The 14,293-nt window shown below is 69.2% G+C and carries 16 protein-coding genes, 1 tRNA gene and 1 riboswitch; of the genes, 11 read left to right on the top strand and 6 right to left on the bottom strand.

Annotation, left to right across the window (positions count from 1 at the left end; genetic code table 11):
* Window positions 1–51 precede the first annotated feature (51 nt).
* Entirely contained in the window at window positions 52–1,332 is a 1,281-nt protein-coding gene (locus GBB76_RS00285) for a sorbosone dehydrogenase family protein (protein ID WP_152301426.1), read from the bottom strand.
* Window positions 1,333–1,689: 357 nt separating this feature from the next.
* Between GBB76_RS00285 and GBB76_RS00280 the strand changes: the two genes are divergently transcribed.
* Complete coding sequence (locus tag GBB76_RS00280; RefSeq protein WP_152301425.1) at window positions 1,690–2,616, top strand: sulfite exporter TauE/SafE family protein; 927 nt, start codon at window positions 1,690–1,692, stop codon at window positions 2,614–2,616.
* Complete coding sequence (locus GBB76_RS00275) at window positions 2,613–3,383, top strand: TIGR02186 family protein (RefSeq protein WP_152301424.1); 771 nt, start codon at window positions 2,613–2,615, stop codon at window positions 3,381–3,383. Before GBB76_RS00280 ends, GBB76_RS00275 begins: the two co-directional genes overlap by 4 nt.
* Before the next feature lie 21 nt (window positions 3,384–3,404).
* Here GBB76_RS00275 and GBB76_RS00270 read toward each other — a convergent pair whose 3' ends face one another.
* Together GBB76_RS00270 and GBB76_RS00265 are read right to left on the bottom strand one after the other, a co-directional pair.
* Window positions 3,405–4,829, bottom strand: coding sequence for an AtzE family amidohydrolase (locus GBB76_RS00270; RefSeq protein WP_152301423.1), 1,425 nt, complete (start codon window positions 4,827–4,829; stop codon window positions 3,405–3,407).
* Window positions 4,830–4,834: 5 nt separating this feature from the next.
* On the bottom strand, window positions 4,835–5,038 hold the full coding sequence (locus tag GBB76_RS00265) for a DUF4089 domain-containing protein (protein WP_162375438.1): 204 nt from the start codon (window positions 5,036–5,038) through the stop codon (window positions 4,835–4,837).
* A gap of 201 nt (window positions 5,039–5,239) precedes the next feature.
* Here GBB76_RS00265 and GBB76_RS00260 point away from each other — a divergent pair.
* The 5 genes from GBB76_RS00260 to GBB76_RS00245 all read left to right on the top strand — a co-directional run bounded on the left by GBB76_RS00260 (window position 5,240) and on the right by GBB76_RS00245 (window position 7,462).
* Window positions 5,240–5,316, top strand: a tRNA-His gene (locus GBB76_RS00260).
* 118 nt (window positions 5,317–5,434) lie between these two features.
* Window positions 5,435–5,557, top strand: coding sequence for a hypothetical protein (locus tag GBB76_RS18900; protein WP_256366644.1), 123 nt, complete (start codon window positions 5,435–5,437; stop codon window positions 5,555–5,557).
* A gap of 44 nt (window positions 5,558–5,601) precedes the next feature.
* On the top strand, window positions 5,602–6,579 hold the full coding sequence (locus tag GBB76_RS00255) for a c-type cytochrome (protein ID WP_152304692.1): 978 nt from the start codon (window positions 5,602–5,604) through the stop codon (window positions 6,577–6,579).
* A gap of 123 nt (window positions 6,580–6,702) precedes the next feature.
* Complete coding sequence (locus GBB76_RS00250) at window positions 6,703–7,002, top strand: hypothetical protein (protein WP_152301421.1); 300 nt, start codon at window positions 6,703–6,705, stop codon at window positions 7,000–7,002.
* A gap of 94 nt (window positions 7,003–7,096) precedes the next feature.
* On the top strand, window positions 7,097–7,462 hold the full coding sequence (locus GBB76_RS00245; RefSeq protein ID WP_152301420.1) for a hypothetical protein: 366 nt from the start codon (window positions 7,097–7,099) through the stop codon (window positions 7,460–7,462).
* 7 nt (window positions 7,463–7,469) lie between these two features.
* Here the strand turns inward: GBB76_RS00245 and GBB76_RS18690 are convergent, their stop codons facing one another.
* From GBB76_RS18690 to GBB76_RS00235, 3 genes are all read right to left on the bottom strand, one after another.
* The gene (locus GBB76_RS18690) at window positions 7,470–7,619 is read right to left on the bottom strand and encodes a hypothetical protein (protein ID WP_202911135.1); all 150 of its coding nucleotides are present in this window, start codon (window positions 7,617–7,619) and stop codon (window positions 7,470–7,472) included.
* 99 nt (window positions 7,620–7,718) lie between these two features.
* Window positions 7,719–8,819: a choloylglycine hydrolase family protein gene (locus GBB76_RS00240; RefSeq protein WP_152301419.1), complete on the bottom strand. Its 1,101-nt coding sequence runs from the start codon at window positions 8,817–8,819 to the stop codon at window positions 7,719–7,721.
* Window positions 8,820–8,938: 119 nt separating this feature from the next.
* Window positions 8,939–9,778 carry a universal stress protein gene (locus GBB76_RS00235; RefSeq protein WP_152301418.1) on the bottom strand — a complete coding sequence of 280 codons (840 nt, stop codon included), beginning with the start codon at window positions 9,776–9,778 and terminating at the stop codon, window positions 8,939–8,941.
* A 169-nt stretch (window positions 9,779–9,947) separates the two neighbouring features.
* On the opposite strand from GBB76_RS00235, the gene GBB76_RS00230 reads away from it, so the two are divergent.
* The 4 genes from GBB76_RS00230 (at window position 9,948) to GBB76_RS00215 (ending at window position 14,288) form a co-directional block, all read left to right on the top strand.
* Entirely contained in the window at window positions 9,948–10,700 is a 753-nt protein-coding gene (locus GBB76_RS00230; RefSeq protein WP_152301417.1) for an ABC transporter permease, read from the top strand.
* Between the two features lie 86 nt (window positions 10,701–10,786).
* The gene (locus GBB76_RS00225) at window positions 10,787–11,689 is read left to right on the top strand and encodes a GGDEF domain-containing protein (RefSeq protein ID WP_152301416.1); all 903 of its coding nucleotides are present in this window, start codon (window positions 10,787–10,789) and stop codon (window positions 11,687–11,689) included.
* Entirely contained in the window at window positions 11,686–12,885 is a 1,200-nt protein-coding gene (locus tag GBB76_RS00220) for a winged helix-turn-helix domain-containing protein (protein WP_152301415.1), read from the top strand. The genes GBB76_RS00225 and GBB76_RS00220 overlap by 4 nt, the downstream gene beginning before the upstream one ends.
* Window positions 12,886–13,141: 256 nt before the next feature.
* A riboswitch (TPP riboswitch) is annotated at window positions 13,142–13,259 on the top strand.
* Between the two features lie 78 nt (window positions 13,260–13,337).
* Window positions 13,338–14,288, top strand: coding sequence for an ABC transporter substrate-binding protein (locus GBB76_RS00215; RefSeq protein ID WP_152301414.1), 951 nt, complete (start codon window positions 13,338–13,340; stop codon window positions 14,286–14,288).
* The last annotated feature ends 5 nt before the right edge of the window (window positions 14,289–14,293 follow it).

Raw genomic sequence — 14,293 nt, 5'->3', positions numbered from 1 at the left:
CGGCATGGAGGGGTCCCCCCGCGACCGCCGGCCGCGGGGGGACGGGAGGGCTCAGTCGCCGTAGGAGATGCGGTAGATCGCACCCGAGGTGTCGTCGGACACCAGCAGCGAGCCGTCATTGAGCTGGGCGACGGAGGCCGGGCGGCCGAGATACTCGCCATTCGACGTCAGCCAGCCGGAGGCGAAGACCTCGGTCTTGTCGGCCGTGCCGTCATCCTTGAGCGAGGTGAACATCACCCGCGCGCCGACCGGCGTGGTGCGGTTCCACGAGCCGTGCTGCACCGAGAAGATGCCGCCGCGATACTTCGCCGGGAACTGCTTGCCGGTATAGAAGGTCATGCCGAGATCAGCGGCATGCGCATCCATTTCGACCTCGGGCTTCACCGCGTCGGCCGGCGGCACCTGATCCTTGTATTCGGCCGTGCGCACATTGCCACCGCCGAAATAGGGGAAGCCGAAGTTCTGGCCGAGCTTGGTGGCGCGGTTCAGTTCGCCGGGAGGGATGTTGTCACCCATGCCGTCGACCTGATTATCCGTGAACCACACGGTCTTGTCCTTCGGATTGAAGTCCATGCCGACCGAATTGCGGATGCCCCAAGCGTAGACTTCGCGGTTCTTGCCGTCGCGGTCCATGCGCACGATGCCGCCGATGCCGTTCTTCTTGTAGAGATCGAACTTCTCGGGCGCGAACACGTTGAAGGGGTTGCCGATCGTGATGTAGAGCTTGTCGTCGGGCCCGATGCGGCAGACGCGGGCCGTGTGGTTGTAGGACTCTTCGGAGGGCGGGATCAGTTCGCCCTGCTTGACCACCTCGAAGGCGGCAACGTCCGGCCCTTCATAGAAGAACTCGGCGGCCGGGAAGAGAAGGACGCGGTTCTGCTCGGCGACGAACAGGAAGCCGTCCTTGGAGAAGCAGACGCCGTTGGGCAGCTTGAAGTTGATCGAGGGCGCGAAGACCTTCACCTCGTCGGCGACGCGGTCCTTGTCGCGGTCGGTGACCGCCCATACCTTCGACTTGCGGGTGCCGACGAAGACCACACCGGCATTCGGGCCGACGGCCATCTCGCGCGCATCGGGAACGATGGCGTAGAGCGAGATCTTGAAGCCGTCCGGCAGCTTGATGCCCTGCAGCGTCTTGTTGAACGCGCCGACACGCGGGCCGGTCTGGGGAACCGTCTCCATTTCCATGGAGGCGCCGGTCGACTGGAAGTTCGACAGCTTCTGCATGTTGTCGGTCGACTGCGCATGCGCCGCCGAGAACATCATCGCGCCGGCGAACATGGTGGACGCGAGCAGCGCGGCGGAACGCCGGCCGCGCGAAATAATAGACATGGTTTCCTCCTAGACATCCCGGACCTCGTTCGGGTCCGTTAACGGCGGCACGCTAGCACGCGCCCCGGGAAGGTTAAGTCAGCAACCCTGCCCCAATACGCATATTTCTCTTACTACCGTCGCGTTGTGGTCTGAAATTATGACCACGTGCCATCCCGCTACTACATTCTTACTGAATCTACTTAAGAATACATTGTGTGGCATAATGTATCTATACGAACCGCATGCTTGATACACGGTCGAGCCGGCTCCCGGAACGGCCGCCCGGCGCCACGGCAGCCCGGCGCAACGACCGCAGCGCGGGCGCGGGCGAATCCTGCTAATCCGTTCGGGGTCCTCCCGCACGCGGATCGCCCCGTGACCATCTATCTGCCGATCGCGGAACTGCCGGTGAACATCTTCACCCTCCTCGCACTGGGGATCGCGGTGGGCTTCATCTCGGGCATGTTCGGGGTGGGCGGCGGCTTTCTCATGACGCCGCTGCTGATCTTCCTCGGCGTGCCGCCGGCCGTCGCGGTGGCCAGCGTGTCCACGCACATGGCCGCCTCGTCCTTTTCCGGCACGCTCAGCTACATGCGCCGCAAGCTGGTGGATGTGCAGCTCGGCCTGATCCTGCTCACCGGGGGCCTGACCGGCACGCTTGCCGGCGTGCTCACCTTCATGGTGCTGCGCCGCTTCGGCCAGCTCGATCTCGTCATCGCCATCGCCTACATCGTGCTGCTCGGATCCGTCGGCGCGATGATGGTGATCGAGAGCCTGCGGGCGCTGCTGCGCGAGTGGCGCGGCGAGAAGTCCAGCGTGAAACGCCCCGGCGCGCATGCCTGGTTCCTGCGCATGCCGTTCAAGATGCGGTTCCGGCAGTCGCGCATCTATGTGTCGGTCATCCCGGTGGTGACGATCGGCTTCTCCATCGGCTTTCTCGGCGCGCTGATGGGCATTGGCGGCGGCTTCCTGCTCGTGCCCGCGCTCATCTATCTCCTGCGCGTGCCGACAGTGACCTCCATCGCCACCGCGCTCATGCTCACCTTGGTGACGATGGTCGCCGCCATTCTCATGCATGCGGTGCTGAACCAGACGGTGGATGCGGTGCTGGGCCTCGTGCTGATGGTCGGGGGCGCCATCGGCACGCAGTTCGGCGCCCGCGCCGGACAGAGCATGAAGGCGGAGCGGCTGCGCCTGCTGCTCGGCCTTCTGGTGCTGGCGGTCGGCATCCGGGTGGCCGTCGACCAGACCGCCCGCCCCGCCGACCTCTACACGGTCAAGATCGACGAGGCGGCGCGATGAGGTGGCTGGCGGCGCTGCTTTTCTGCCTCCTCGCCCTGCCCGGCATGGCGCGGGCCGGCGACCTCGTGCTGTCGCTTTCCAAGGCGCGCGTCACCATCACCTCCAGCTTCGCCGGCGAGAGCCTCGTGCTGTTCGGCGTCATCGCGCCGTCCGCATCCGGCCAGCCGGACACCGGCGCCTACGACGTCGTCGTCACCGTGCGCGGGCCGAGCGAGAGCTTCGTCACCTGGCGCAAGGAGCGGCGCTTCGGCCTGTGGGTGAATGTCGACAGCCGGTCCTTCCTCGCCGCCCCGTCCTATCTCGCCGTGCTGAGCAACCGCGACCCGGCGCTGATGGCGCCGGCCGACCTTCTGCGGCAGGAGCAGGCCGGCTTCGTCAATAACCGGCTGCTGCAACGGGTGGGCGCCGACTATGCCGACGTGGTCGCGGAGGATCCGTTCCGGCAGGCCTTCCTGCGGGTGAAGCAGGCGCAGGGGCTCTATCTCGAGCGTCCGGCCGGCGTCGAGTTCCTTGCCCCGCACGTCTTCCGCGCCGCCTTCCCGATCCCGGGAACGGCGCCGATCGGCACCTATGAGGTGGTGGTGAAGACCTTCGCGGGCGGCGCGCTGACGCATCGCGGCGCGGTGAGCCTCGACGTGGCGAAGGTCGATTTCGAGCAGGCCGTGGCGACGGCGGCGCAGGACCATCCCTGGTTCTACGGCCTCGTCACCGCCTTCGGGGCGCTGGCGGTCGGCTTCATCGCCAACGTCGCCTTCCGCCGAGACTGAGGCTGAGCCCCGCCGCGAGGATCAGGCCGCCGGCTCGGGCGCGTAGGCGACGCCGGCCCTCTCCAGCACCCGCGCGGCACGCAGCGCGGCCTCCTCGCGCCACGGCGCGGCGATGAGCTGCACGGCGATCGGAAGTTCATCGCCGGTCGGCACCGGCGCCGCCGCCACCGGCAGGCCGATGAAGGAGATCGGCTGGGTGTAGATGCCGATATTGGGCCGCACCAGCATTTCGCGCCCGTCGAGCACGAAGGTCGCCTGCCCGCTGCGCGGGGCCGGAACCGGCGTCGCCGGCGCGATCAGCACGTCCCAGTCGGCGAACAGCTCCAGCGCCCGCTCGCGGAACCAGCGGCGAAAGACCTGCGCCCGCGCGACGGCGGCGGCCGGCAGCACGGAGCCGGCCAGCAGCCTCTCGCGCACCGCCGGGTCGAATTCGGCCGGCCGCGTGCGCAGGCGGCCGGCATGCAGCGCCGCGCCCTCGGTCATGGAGATGATGTAGGCGGCCGCCCGCGCCCGTTCGACCTCGGGCAGTTCCACCGTCGCCGTCGCCCCCAGCGCGGCCGCCGCGCGCGCCACCGCCGCATAGGCCTGCGGCGTGCCCTGGCGGGCGAACCAGCCGCCGAGCACCGCGACCCTCAAGCCTCCCGGCGCGTCGAGGCCCGGCAGGGTCGGCGCGAAGGGCTTGTCGGCCTGTCCCGGATCGTCCGCATCGAGCCCGAGCAGGGCATCATAGGCGGCGGCGAGATCGCCGACATGCCGCGCGAAGGGGCCGAGATGGTCGAGGCTCGCCACGAAGGGGAAGCTGCGCGCCCGCGACAGCCGCCCATAGGTCGGCTTCAGCCCGAAAATGCCGCAGAAGGAGGACGGCACGCGGATGGACCCGTTGGTGTCCGACCCCAGCGAGAGCGGCACCAGCTTGCCGCCGACCGCCGCGCCCGAGCCGCCGGACGAACCGCCCGACATGTGGCCGTGATTGTGCGGGTTGCGCGAATTGCCGTCATGCAGGTTCTCGCCGGTGAAGTCATAGGCATATTCGCCCATGTTCAGCCCGCCGAGGCACACCGCGCCGGACGCCTTCATCCGCTCCACCAGCGTCGCGTCGCGCGCCGCCGGCGGGCGGTCGCGGTTGATCTTCGAGCCGGCCCGCGTCGGCAGGCCCTTGAGATCGAACAGGTTCTTCACCGCGAACGGCACCCCTGCCAGCGGCCCCAGCGGCGCGCCCGCCGCCCGCGCGGCGTCAAGGGCGCCGGCCTCCGCCAGCGCCCGTTCGCGCGTCACGTCGGTGAAGGCGTTGAGCACGGGATCGAGCGTCTCGATGCGCGCCAGCGCCGCCTGCGCGACAGCGGTGGCGCTCACCTGCCCCTCGCGCACGGCAGCGGCGAGATCAAGCGCGGGACCGGCGAGCAGGCGCGCGGCTTCGGACGATTGCGGGGAGTTATCGGCGGTCATGGCGCTCACGGAACATAGACCGGGGCGGGTTCCGCCTCGTCGGGGAGCGGGAATTCCGCGACCAGCTCCAGCATCGTCAGGGCGGTCGCCAGATGCATCAGCACGCGTGGGCGAAGCTCGGCCTCCAGCGGCAGGCCGGCGAGGCGCAGCCCCGAATCGAGAAACGCGCCGAGATCCGCCCCGGCGTCGGTCGCCCCCTGATCGCCCATGCACTCCCCCCACTGTCCTGCCGGCCGCACTCCGGCTCCGGTCTCGTCATACAGGAAGCATGATACAGGAAGCATGCCACAGGATCGCAGCAATGCACGGCGCGCGGCTTTTCCACGGGGTTCGGCAAAGGGTTGCGCAAGCCGCCGCGGCGGTCTTGCAAAGCGCGGGCCGGCCAAGTAGGTTCCGCGCCGTTCTGGCACGCAGCTGTAGCTCAGTTGGTTAGAGCGCCGGTCTGTGGAACCGGAGGTCGGTGGTTCGAGCCCACCCAGCTGTACCAGAATCTCCCTTGTTCGCTCTCGGCCTGCCCGCTCCGGCAAGGTGCGGCGCGCGGCGGCGCCGGCAAGGTCGCCGCCCGACATCTTGACACCCCGACCTCGCGCCACGACGCTGCAGACATGTCCGACCGCACGCGCTCCACCCTTTACGTCATCGGTCTCGGCGTCGTCGCCGTGGTCGTCGGGGCCTTCGTCTCCGGCAATGGCGAGGTTCTGACCGGGCTGCTGCCGTGGTCGAAATAGGTTCCGGCGCCGTGCGCGCCGTGCTGGTGGCGCTTGCGCTGGCGATGTGCGCGCCGGCGGCCCTCGCTCAATCCGACGCGCCCGCTCCGCCCCCGCGCGCGCAACAAGTGGTGCTCTGGGACGTTCCCGCCCTCGACGCGCTGCCCGACGACGAATTCGGCCGGCTGGCCCGCTATGGCCGCTCGGTCATTGAGGCGACCTATGCCCATGTCGGCCCGGCCGTGGCCGACCCCGCCGCCCGCTTCGCCGGCAACAACCTCGCCTGCGCGAGTTGCCATCTCCAGGCCGGGCTGAAGAAGTTCGGCCTGCCGCTGGTGACGGCCTCGGCCGACTATCCCGCCTACAGCACCCGCAGCGGCGAGACCGCCTCGCTCTTCGACCGGGTGAACCAGTGCATGCGGCGCAGCCTCGACGGCCGGCCGATGCCCGAGACCGCCCGGCCGATGCAGGCGATCCTGGCCTATCTCAAGGTGCTGTCCGCCAACATTCCCGCCGACGCGGCGATCGCCGGCGAAGGCGCCGGCCGGATGCCGGAACTCGCCCGCGCCGCCGATCCGGCCCGTGGCGCGCCGCTCTACGCCCGCGACTGCGCCGACTGCCACCGCCGCGACGGCCTCGGCGTGCGGCGCAACGAGGCGCTGCCGCAATTGGGCTATGCGGTGCCGCCCCTGTGGGGGCCCGACAGCTTCAACGACGGCGCCGGCATGGCGCGGCTGATCACGCTCGCCAATTTCGTGCACGACAACATGCCGAACGGAACCTCCTGGGTGGCGCCGACTCTTTCGCCCGAGGAGGCGTGGGACGTCGCCGCCTTCGTCAGCGCGCAGCCGCGTCCCCGCATGGCTGGCCTCGACCGCGACTTTCCCGATCTCCTGCTGAAGCCGGTGGACGCACCCTATGGCCCTTATGCCGACGGGTCTCCGGCGGAGCAGCACCGCTTCGGTCCCTTCGCGCCCATTCGCGCCGAGATCGCCCGGCTGAAGGCCGAACGCGGCGAGATCGCCAACCCGAACGCACGCTGATCGCCCCCCGGGCGCCCCTGCGAAAAGGCCGGCCGGTCCGCGCAGGAGGGGGCGGGCAATCTTCCTCGCGCCCCTCTCTGCTGCTAGCATCCCTTCGCGCACGAATGCCGATGGGAGCCCATGATGAACCGGACCGCCTCCACCCGCCTTCTGGCCTGCCTTGCAGTGATCGGCGCTCTCGGCTCCCCGGCACTGGCGCAGACCAATCCGCTTCCGCCGGCCGATTCGGGCATCCTGCCCAACCCGGCGGGCTCCTCGCTCGCCCAGCCGCCGGATATCAATCTCGGGCCGGACGCGCCGGCGCCGCTGACGGGCGAGCTGGTGCCGCTTCCCGGCCCGCCGCCGGAGGGAGAGGCCGCGCAGATCAAGCTGCCCGACTGCGCCCCGCCCAATTGCGGCGTGCCGGAAATCATGGCGCCCTGAGCGGCGCGCTACCCCTCGTTCCGCATCGGCATGCATTTCCCGGTTGACCCGATCCCTGCGCTTTGGCCAGAGATAGGGCCAAGGAGGAGCGGCGATGGCACGCAACCCGGTTTTTGTCTTCGGCTCCAATCTCGCCGGCATCCATGGCGGCGGCGCGGCGCGCTGGGCCTATGAGAATCGCGGCGCCGAATGGGGCGTCGGCTTCGGGCTGACCGGCACCGCCTTCGCCATCCCGACCAAGGACTGGAACATCGAGACGCTGCCCCTCGGCGAGATCGAGAAATATGTGCGCCGCTTCCTGAAATTCGCGACGGCGCGGGCGGACCTTACCTTCCAGCTCTCGCCCATCGGCTGCGGCCATGCCGGCTACACGCCCCAGCAGATCGCCCCGATGTTCGGCGAGGCGCCGGCCAATGTCCTGCTGCCGGACGAGTTCAAGGCCGTGCTTGGCCGCGAGTGAGCCGCCCTCAGCGCGTGTCGCACATGTAGAGCGACATGTCAGCGCCGGCGGCGCTCAGCGCCCGCCAGACATCGGGCCGCACCCTCAGGCGCGCCCCGCGCTTGCGCAGATAGCTCATCGCGAACGCATCCGACGCCCGCACCACTTCCTCTGACATGGCTCCGAACCTCCCGGCCTCGATCCCGCACGCGGTCGATGCCGTCCGCCCATGCAAGCGGACGGCCAGCGGCCAGCTAGCGGGCGACCCGGAGTCGGCTCAGGGGGCCAGCACCGCCGCGCCCGCCGTCGCCTTCGGATAGGGCAGATCGTTCACCAGCTTGCCCGCCGGCGCGTCGAGCGCGAACAGCGCGTCGAGTTCGATGGTCAGGAAGCCGGTGCGGTGGGCGTAGTCCGCGATGGTGAGGCGGTTATTGGTCAGGTCCTTCAGCACGACCCATTGCGTGTAGTCCGACCCATAGCTGCCATCCGCATTGCGGAAGGCGGCGACACCGAGCGGGATATCGACATTGTTGAGGATATGGGCGACCGCCTGCGTCGCCTCGCCGATATCCTTCGGCGCCGTCACATAGTGGCGCAGAAACGCCGCGCGCACGAAACGCGAGGGCGGCGTGTAGTCGCCGGGAAGGCCCACGAGGCCGCCGCCCTGGCCGATCTCCGTCACATTGGCCGCCCCGACCTGCCGGCTCGCCACGGCGAGGTTCGAGAGGCTGAGATAGTTGCGCAGATTGGTCAGATGCCAGTCATAGGTCGGCGCGTTGGTGAGCACATGGGCGGCATTGTCGTAGACGCGCAGCGCGCCGCCGACATATTCGACCACGATTCCCGCCCCGCTGCGGTCGACGAAGACGAAGTGCAGCGTGGCCGGCGTCGGGCCGGTGGGCAGCGAATCGTCGGCCCACACCTTCATGGCCGGCAGCGCCGCGCGCAGTTCCGCGACACTGGCGAAGCCGCCCAGCGCCCACGAGCCGAAGGTCAGGATCGACTGGTACTGCGTGTCGGCCTTCGTCACCGTCTGGTACTGGGTGAAGCCCGGCAGGAAGTTGGCGCTCATCGAGAGCCCTTCGGAATTCTGCCCGTCGAGCAGCGTCACGCCCGGAATGATGCCGGCGCTGACGCCGACCACCGCGTATTTGGTGGCGAAGGTGTTCGTCGGCAGGCCGGTCGCCTTCGGGGCGGCGAGCTGGAGCTGCGTGCCCTTCGGCTGGTTCACCAGCGTCCATTTCATGTCGAACGCCCATTCCATGGTGCGTCCGGCGAGCACGCTGCCGTCGGCGGCGGCGATGTCGACCGCCGTGCAGCCCAGCGCGAGGTTGACGCTGGCCAGCAGCGCGAAGGCGGTGGCGAGAGCGCGTTTCATGGGTGGCTTCCTCCTGCCGACGCCGGTCGGCGGCCAAAAGCCGTTCCGCCGGCGCTCCTGATTAAAAAAGGCCCGGCGCGTGACGCCGGGCCCGGATCGTAACGCCGAAGGCGTCGTCCTCAATGCGCGAGGAACAGGGGAACCGTGGTCCGCTCCAGAATGTCGCGCGTCACGCCGCCCAGCACGAATTCGCGCAGGCGCGAATGGCCGTAGCCGCCGAGCACCACGAGATCGATATCGCGGGCCTCCACCTCCTTCAGCAGCACGTCGACGATTCCCTCGCCGCTGCCCAGCACCAGCCGGCGCAGTTCCACCGACTTGCCGTGACGGGCGAGATGGCGGGCGAGGTCGGCGCCGGGAAGGTCGCCGCCCTTCTTCGACTTGCCGCTGTCGACCACTACCGCCTCGACGAGATCGGCATGGGCGAACAGCGAGCGCGCCTCGGCGATCGCGCGGGCGGCGGCGCGTCCGCCGTCCCAGGCGACAAGGATGCGCTTGGCGGAGAAGGGCTTCTGCTGCTTGCGCGGCACCACCAGCACCGGCCGGCCGGAATCGAACAGCACCGCCTCGGTGATCACTTCCTCGGCGCCGAGCTTGTCCGGATCGGCCTGGTTGACGATGGTCAGGTCGAACAGGCGCGCAATGGTGCCGATCTGCTCGGCCGCGCCGCCGGGCGTGCCGTCGATCAGGCGGACTTCGGCGGTCAGGCCGAGCGAGCGCGACGCCTCGCCGAAATGCTCCACCGAAAGCTGCGCCAGACGCTGGCTCTCGGCCCGCTGGGCCTCGATGAAATCGGTCGAGAAGGCTTCGGTATACACCGGCGGGACGTCGATCTGGTAGCTCACCGCCACGCCGGTGAGCTGGGCGCCGAGCGCCGCCGCGGCAGAAACCGCATAGTCGACGGCCGTATCTTCGTCACCTTCCCCTACGCGAAGGCTGACGAGAATGTCCTTTATCATTTGGCTTCCTCCACTTCTGACGTTCGCGATATTCTTCCCAATCAAGTGTGGTCGCTTTGACAGGCGTCAAGACTTGCGGGGCGCCACCCTTGCCGCGCGGCGCAGGCAACACTCGCGCAGCCACCGCCCGGCCGCTATAGGTGCTGAAACCGATACAGGGATTTTCCTTATGGCCGCCGCCGGGCGCACGATCGCCATCACCTTCGTGCTACTGGCCCTGTGGGAGGCCATTGTGCGCCTGTTCGGCCTGCCAGCCTACATCCTGCCGGGGCCGCTTCGCATCGGTGTGACGGCCTGGGATAATGCCGACATTCTCGCCCGCAATGCCGCCATCACGCTCGGCGAGATGCTGCTCGGCCTGCTCTGCGGCTCGCTGCTCGGCATCGGCTGCGCCCTCGCCATGGCGTCCTCGCCGCTGATGCGCCGCGCCATGCGCCCGGTGCTGCTCGTCGCGCAGGCGCTGCCCGTCTTCGCCATCGCCCCGCTTCTGGTGATCTGGTTCGGCTTCGGCCTGTCCTCCAAGATCGTGATGGCGAGCCTCATCATCTTCTTTCCGGTCGCCTCCGCCTTCCATGACGGGCTCGCACGCACCGAGCAGGGACTGGTCGATCTCGCCCGGCTCGGCGGGGCGGGCACGGCGGCGACGCTGCGCTTCATCCGCATCCCGGCGGCGCTGCCCGCGCTCGCCTCGGGCCTGCGTGTCGCCACCGCCGTCGCGCCGATCGGCGCCGTGGTGGGCGAATGGGTCGGCGCCTCGGCCGGGCTCGGCTACCTCATGATCTATTCCAACGCCCGCATGCAGACCGACATGGTGTTCGCCGCGCTCGCGGTGCTGCTCGCCCTCGCGCTGATTCTGTTCACGCTGGCCGACCGGGCTCTCACCCGCCTCGTGCCGTGGGCACCGGAGACCGCGCCGGGCTGAACCGACGGTGGGCAGATGCGCGGACGGGCTTGCGTCGGCGAGGGCTTGGATGGACGATGTCCGTCCTGCCGCTCCTGTGAGAATCCATGATCTCGCGCCACGTGATCTATGAAGCGCTCGTCGACGTCTTCGAGCTTTCGCCCGTGGCCATCTGCATTTCGACGGCAGAGCACGTCTCGCGCTACATCATGGCGAATCCGGCCTATCTGGCCCTGATCGGCCGCCGCTGGGAAGAGATCGACGGCAAGCCGATGTATCTCGACACGGTCCGCGCGCTCGACGACCCGCAGCGGCTGCGGCGCATCGAGGCGCTGGACACGATCGGGCTGTTCCAGCTGGAAGAGGTCGACCTGCGGCACGCCTCCGGCCGCATCGTGCCGACGCTCATTTCCACCCAGCGCCGCACCATCGAGGGGCAGAAGTTCGACATCGAGATCATCATCGACAATTCCGAGCGCAAGGCCTTCGAGCGCCGCATCCTCGAAGCCGCCTATACCGACGTGGTGACGGGCCTGCCCAACCGGGCGGCGTTCGACCACCGGCTGCGCAGCATCCTCGACCAGCGCGCCGAGGGCGATGGCATCAGCCTCGCCTATATCGACCTCAACGGCTTCAAGACGGTCAACGACCGCTTCGGCCACGCGGCGGGCGACGCGGTTCTGCGCACGCTCGCCGACCGGCTGCGCCGCCATGCCGGTTCCCGGCACCTCGTGGCGAGGATCGGCGGCGACGAGTTCGCCAAGATCACGACCTTCTCGCAGGATGACATTCCGACCCTCGAGGCCATGCAGGCCTTCGCCGATGCCCTGTGCGCGGCCATCGAGGCCGAGGGACACCGGCTTTCCATCGGGGCGGCCATCGGCGTCGCCGTCACCCGGCAGCAGATCGATTCTGACACGCTGCTGGGCCGCGCCGACACGCTGATGTACGCCGCCAAGGCGACCGGCGGTCGCGTCGCGGTGGCTCTCGACTGGATCGGTGACGCGTGAGCCTCGTCCTCTCCAATGCCGGGGCCCGCCGCATCTTCCTCGCCCGGCAGCAGCTCAGCCGGCCGCGCGGCGCGATGAGCCGGGCGGGACTGCTGGAGCTGATCGACGATCTCGGCTTCGTGCAGGTCGACAGCATCGCCACCGTCGAGCGCGCGCATCATCACATCCTCTTCGCCCGCAACCCGAGCTACAAGCGCGAGCACCTTACCGCGCTGCTGGAGAAGGACGGCGCGCTGTTCGAGCACTGGACGCACGACGCCGCCATCGTCCCGGCGAACCTGTTCCCCTACTGGAAGCACCGCTTCGCCCGCGCCCGCGCGACGCTGGCCGAGCGCTGGCGCTCCTGGCACGAGAACGGCTTCGAGAGCTATGTCGACCACGTGCTGGAGCGCGTGCGCCGCGAGGGCCCGTTGATGGCGCGCGACTTCGAGCAGGAGCCGGGCGAGGGCAAGCGCCAGCCCGGCGGCTGGTGGAACTGGCACCCGGAGAAGACGGCGCTCGAATATCACTGGCGCACCGGCGCGCTCGCCATCGCCGGGCGCGAGGGCTTCCAGAAGGTCTACGACCTCACCGAGCGGGTCATCCCGTCCCGCCATTTCGCCGGCGAGGTGTCGGAGGAGGCCTTTGTCGACTGGGCCTGCACATCGGCGCTGGAACGGCTGGGCTTTGCCACCTCGGGCGAGATCGCCGCCTTCTGGGGCCTGATCACGCCGGAGGAGGCGCGGCGCTGGGTCGAGGCCGCCCGCGACCGGCTGGTGCCGGTCCTGCTCACCGGGGCGGACGGGCGCCCGCGCGCCTCGCACGCCTTTGCCGATGCCGCGACCGCCTTCGACGCGCTGCCCGCCCCGCCCGCGCGGCTGCGGGTGCTGAGCCCGTTCGACCCGCTGCTGCGCGACCGCAACCGGGCGGAACGGCTGTTCGGCTTCAACTACCGCATCGAGGTCTTCGTGCCGGCGCCCAAGCGGGTCTATGGCTACTACGTCTTCCCGCTGTTGGAAGGCGACCGGATGATCGGGCGCATCGACATGAAGGCGGACCGCAAGGCCGGCACGCTCGACGTGCGCCGGCTGTGGCTGGAGCCGGGCGTGCGCGCCTCCGGCGGCCGGCTCGACGCGCTCGACGCGGAACTCGCCCGCCTCGGCCGCTTCGCCGGGGTGGAGCGCACCGTCTATCTCGACGGCTGGCGGGGCGAGTAGACGCGGCGCCGCTCGAAACGCCCCTCATCGCCGGGCTTGACCCGGGGATCCAGACCTTTGGGCCGCACACCCGGACTCTGGGTGCCCGGGTCAAGCCCGGGCATGAGGGCGGCGAGGATGTCCTGCGGCCGGGATGACGGCACGTTCGCTTCATTGTCATCCCGGACGGCCGGAGGCCGATCCGGGATCGCTTGTCCGCCGGAATCCCCCACCCCCACCCGCCTGATTGCCGTGGCATGCCAGCGATGCTAGCCTTGCCGTGTCCGAGGGGTGTCCCGCCGGCCTTTATGGCCGAAGGGGCTGAGATGGCAGCCGCCAGACCCTTTGAACCTGATCCGGGTCATGCCGGCGAAGGGACGGAACGACGGCGGGAAGCCACGCGAGCCGCGCGGACCCGAGCCGGATTTCCCCCGAAAGCTCATGTGCCGGATCTCCACAAGGGAGGAGATCCAATGCTGAAGAACCTTGCCGCGCGCACCGGCGGCATCCTCATGGCCCTCGCGCTCGGGCTTGCCCCGGCGGCGGCCGCCGACAAGCTCACCGTCCTGCTCGACTGGTACGTCAACCCCGACCACGCCCCGCTGATCGTGGCGCAGGAGAAAGGCTTCTTCAAAGCGCACGGCCTCGACGTCGAACTCGTCGCGCCGGCCGATCCGTCCGCCCCGCCGCGCCTCGTCGCCGCCGGTCAGGCGGAGATCGCGGTGAGCTACCAGCCGAGCCTCTATCTCTCGGTCAAGGAGGGCCTGCCGCTGGTGCGCTTCGGCACGCTGGTGTCGACCCCGCTCACCGCGCTGGTGGTGCTGAAGGACGGTCCGATCAAGTCGATCGCCGACCTCAAGGGCAAGACGGTGGGCTATTCGGTGGCGGGGCTGGAGGACGCGCTGCTCGGCACCATGCTGGCGAGCGCCGGGCTCAAGCCCTCCGACGTGACGATGATCAACGTCAATTTCGCGCTCTCCCCCGCCCTCGTCGCCGGCAAGGTCGACGCGGTGATCGGCGCCTACCGCAATTTCGAGCTCACCCAGATCCGGCTGGAGGGCAAGGAGGGGCTGGCCTTCTTCCCCGAGGAGCACGGCGTGCCGGTCTTCGACGAGCTGATCTATGTCACCCACAAGGACAAGATCGGCGACCCGCGCCTCAAAGCCTTCCTGGCCGCCGTCGAGGACGCCACTATCTACATCCTCAACCACCCGCAGGACGCCTGGGAAGTGTTCGTGAAGGCGAATCCGAAGCTCGACGACGAGCTCAACCGCACCGCCTGGGCCGACACGCTGCGCCGCTTCGCCCATGCCCCGGCGGCGCTCGATTCCGGCCGCTACGCCCGCTTCGGCGACTTCATGAAAAGCCACGGCCTGATCGACAAGGTCGAGCCGGTCTCGGTCTACGCGCCGACGCTGCCGTAGACGCC

The sequence above is a fragment of the Ancylobacter sp. TS-1 genome (assembly GCF_009223885.1).
In the GTDB taxonomy this organism is placed as follows: domain Bacteria; phylum Pseudomonadota; class Alphaproteobacteria; order Rhizobiales; family Xanthobacteraceae; genus Ancylobacter.
This window is presented reverse-complemented; position numbering and strand designations above follow the sequence as displayed.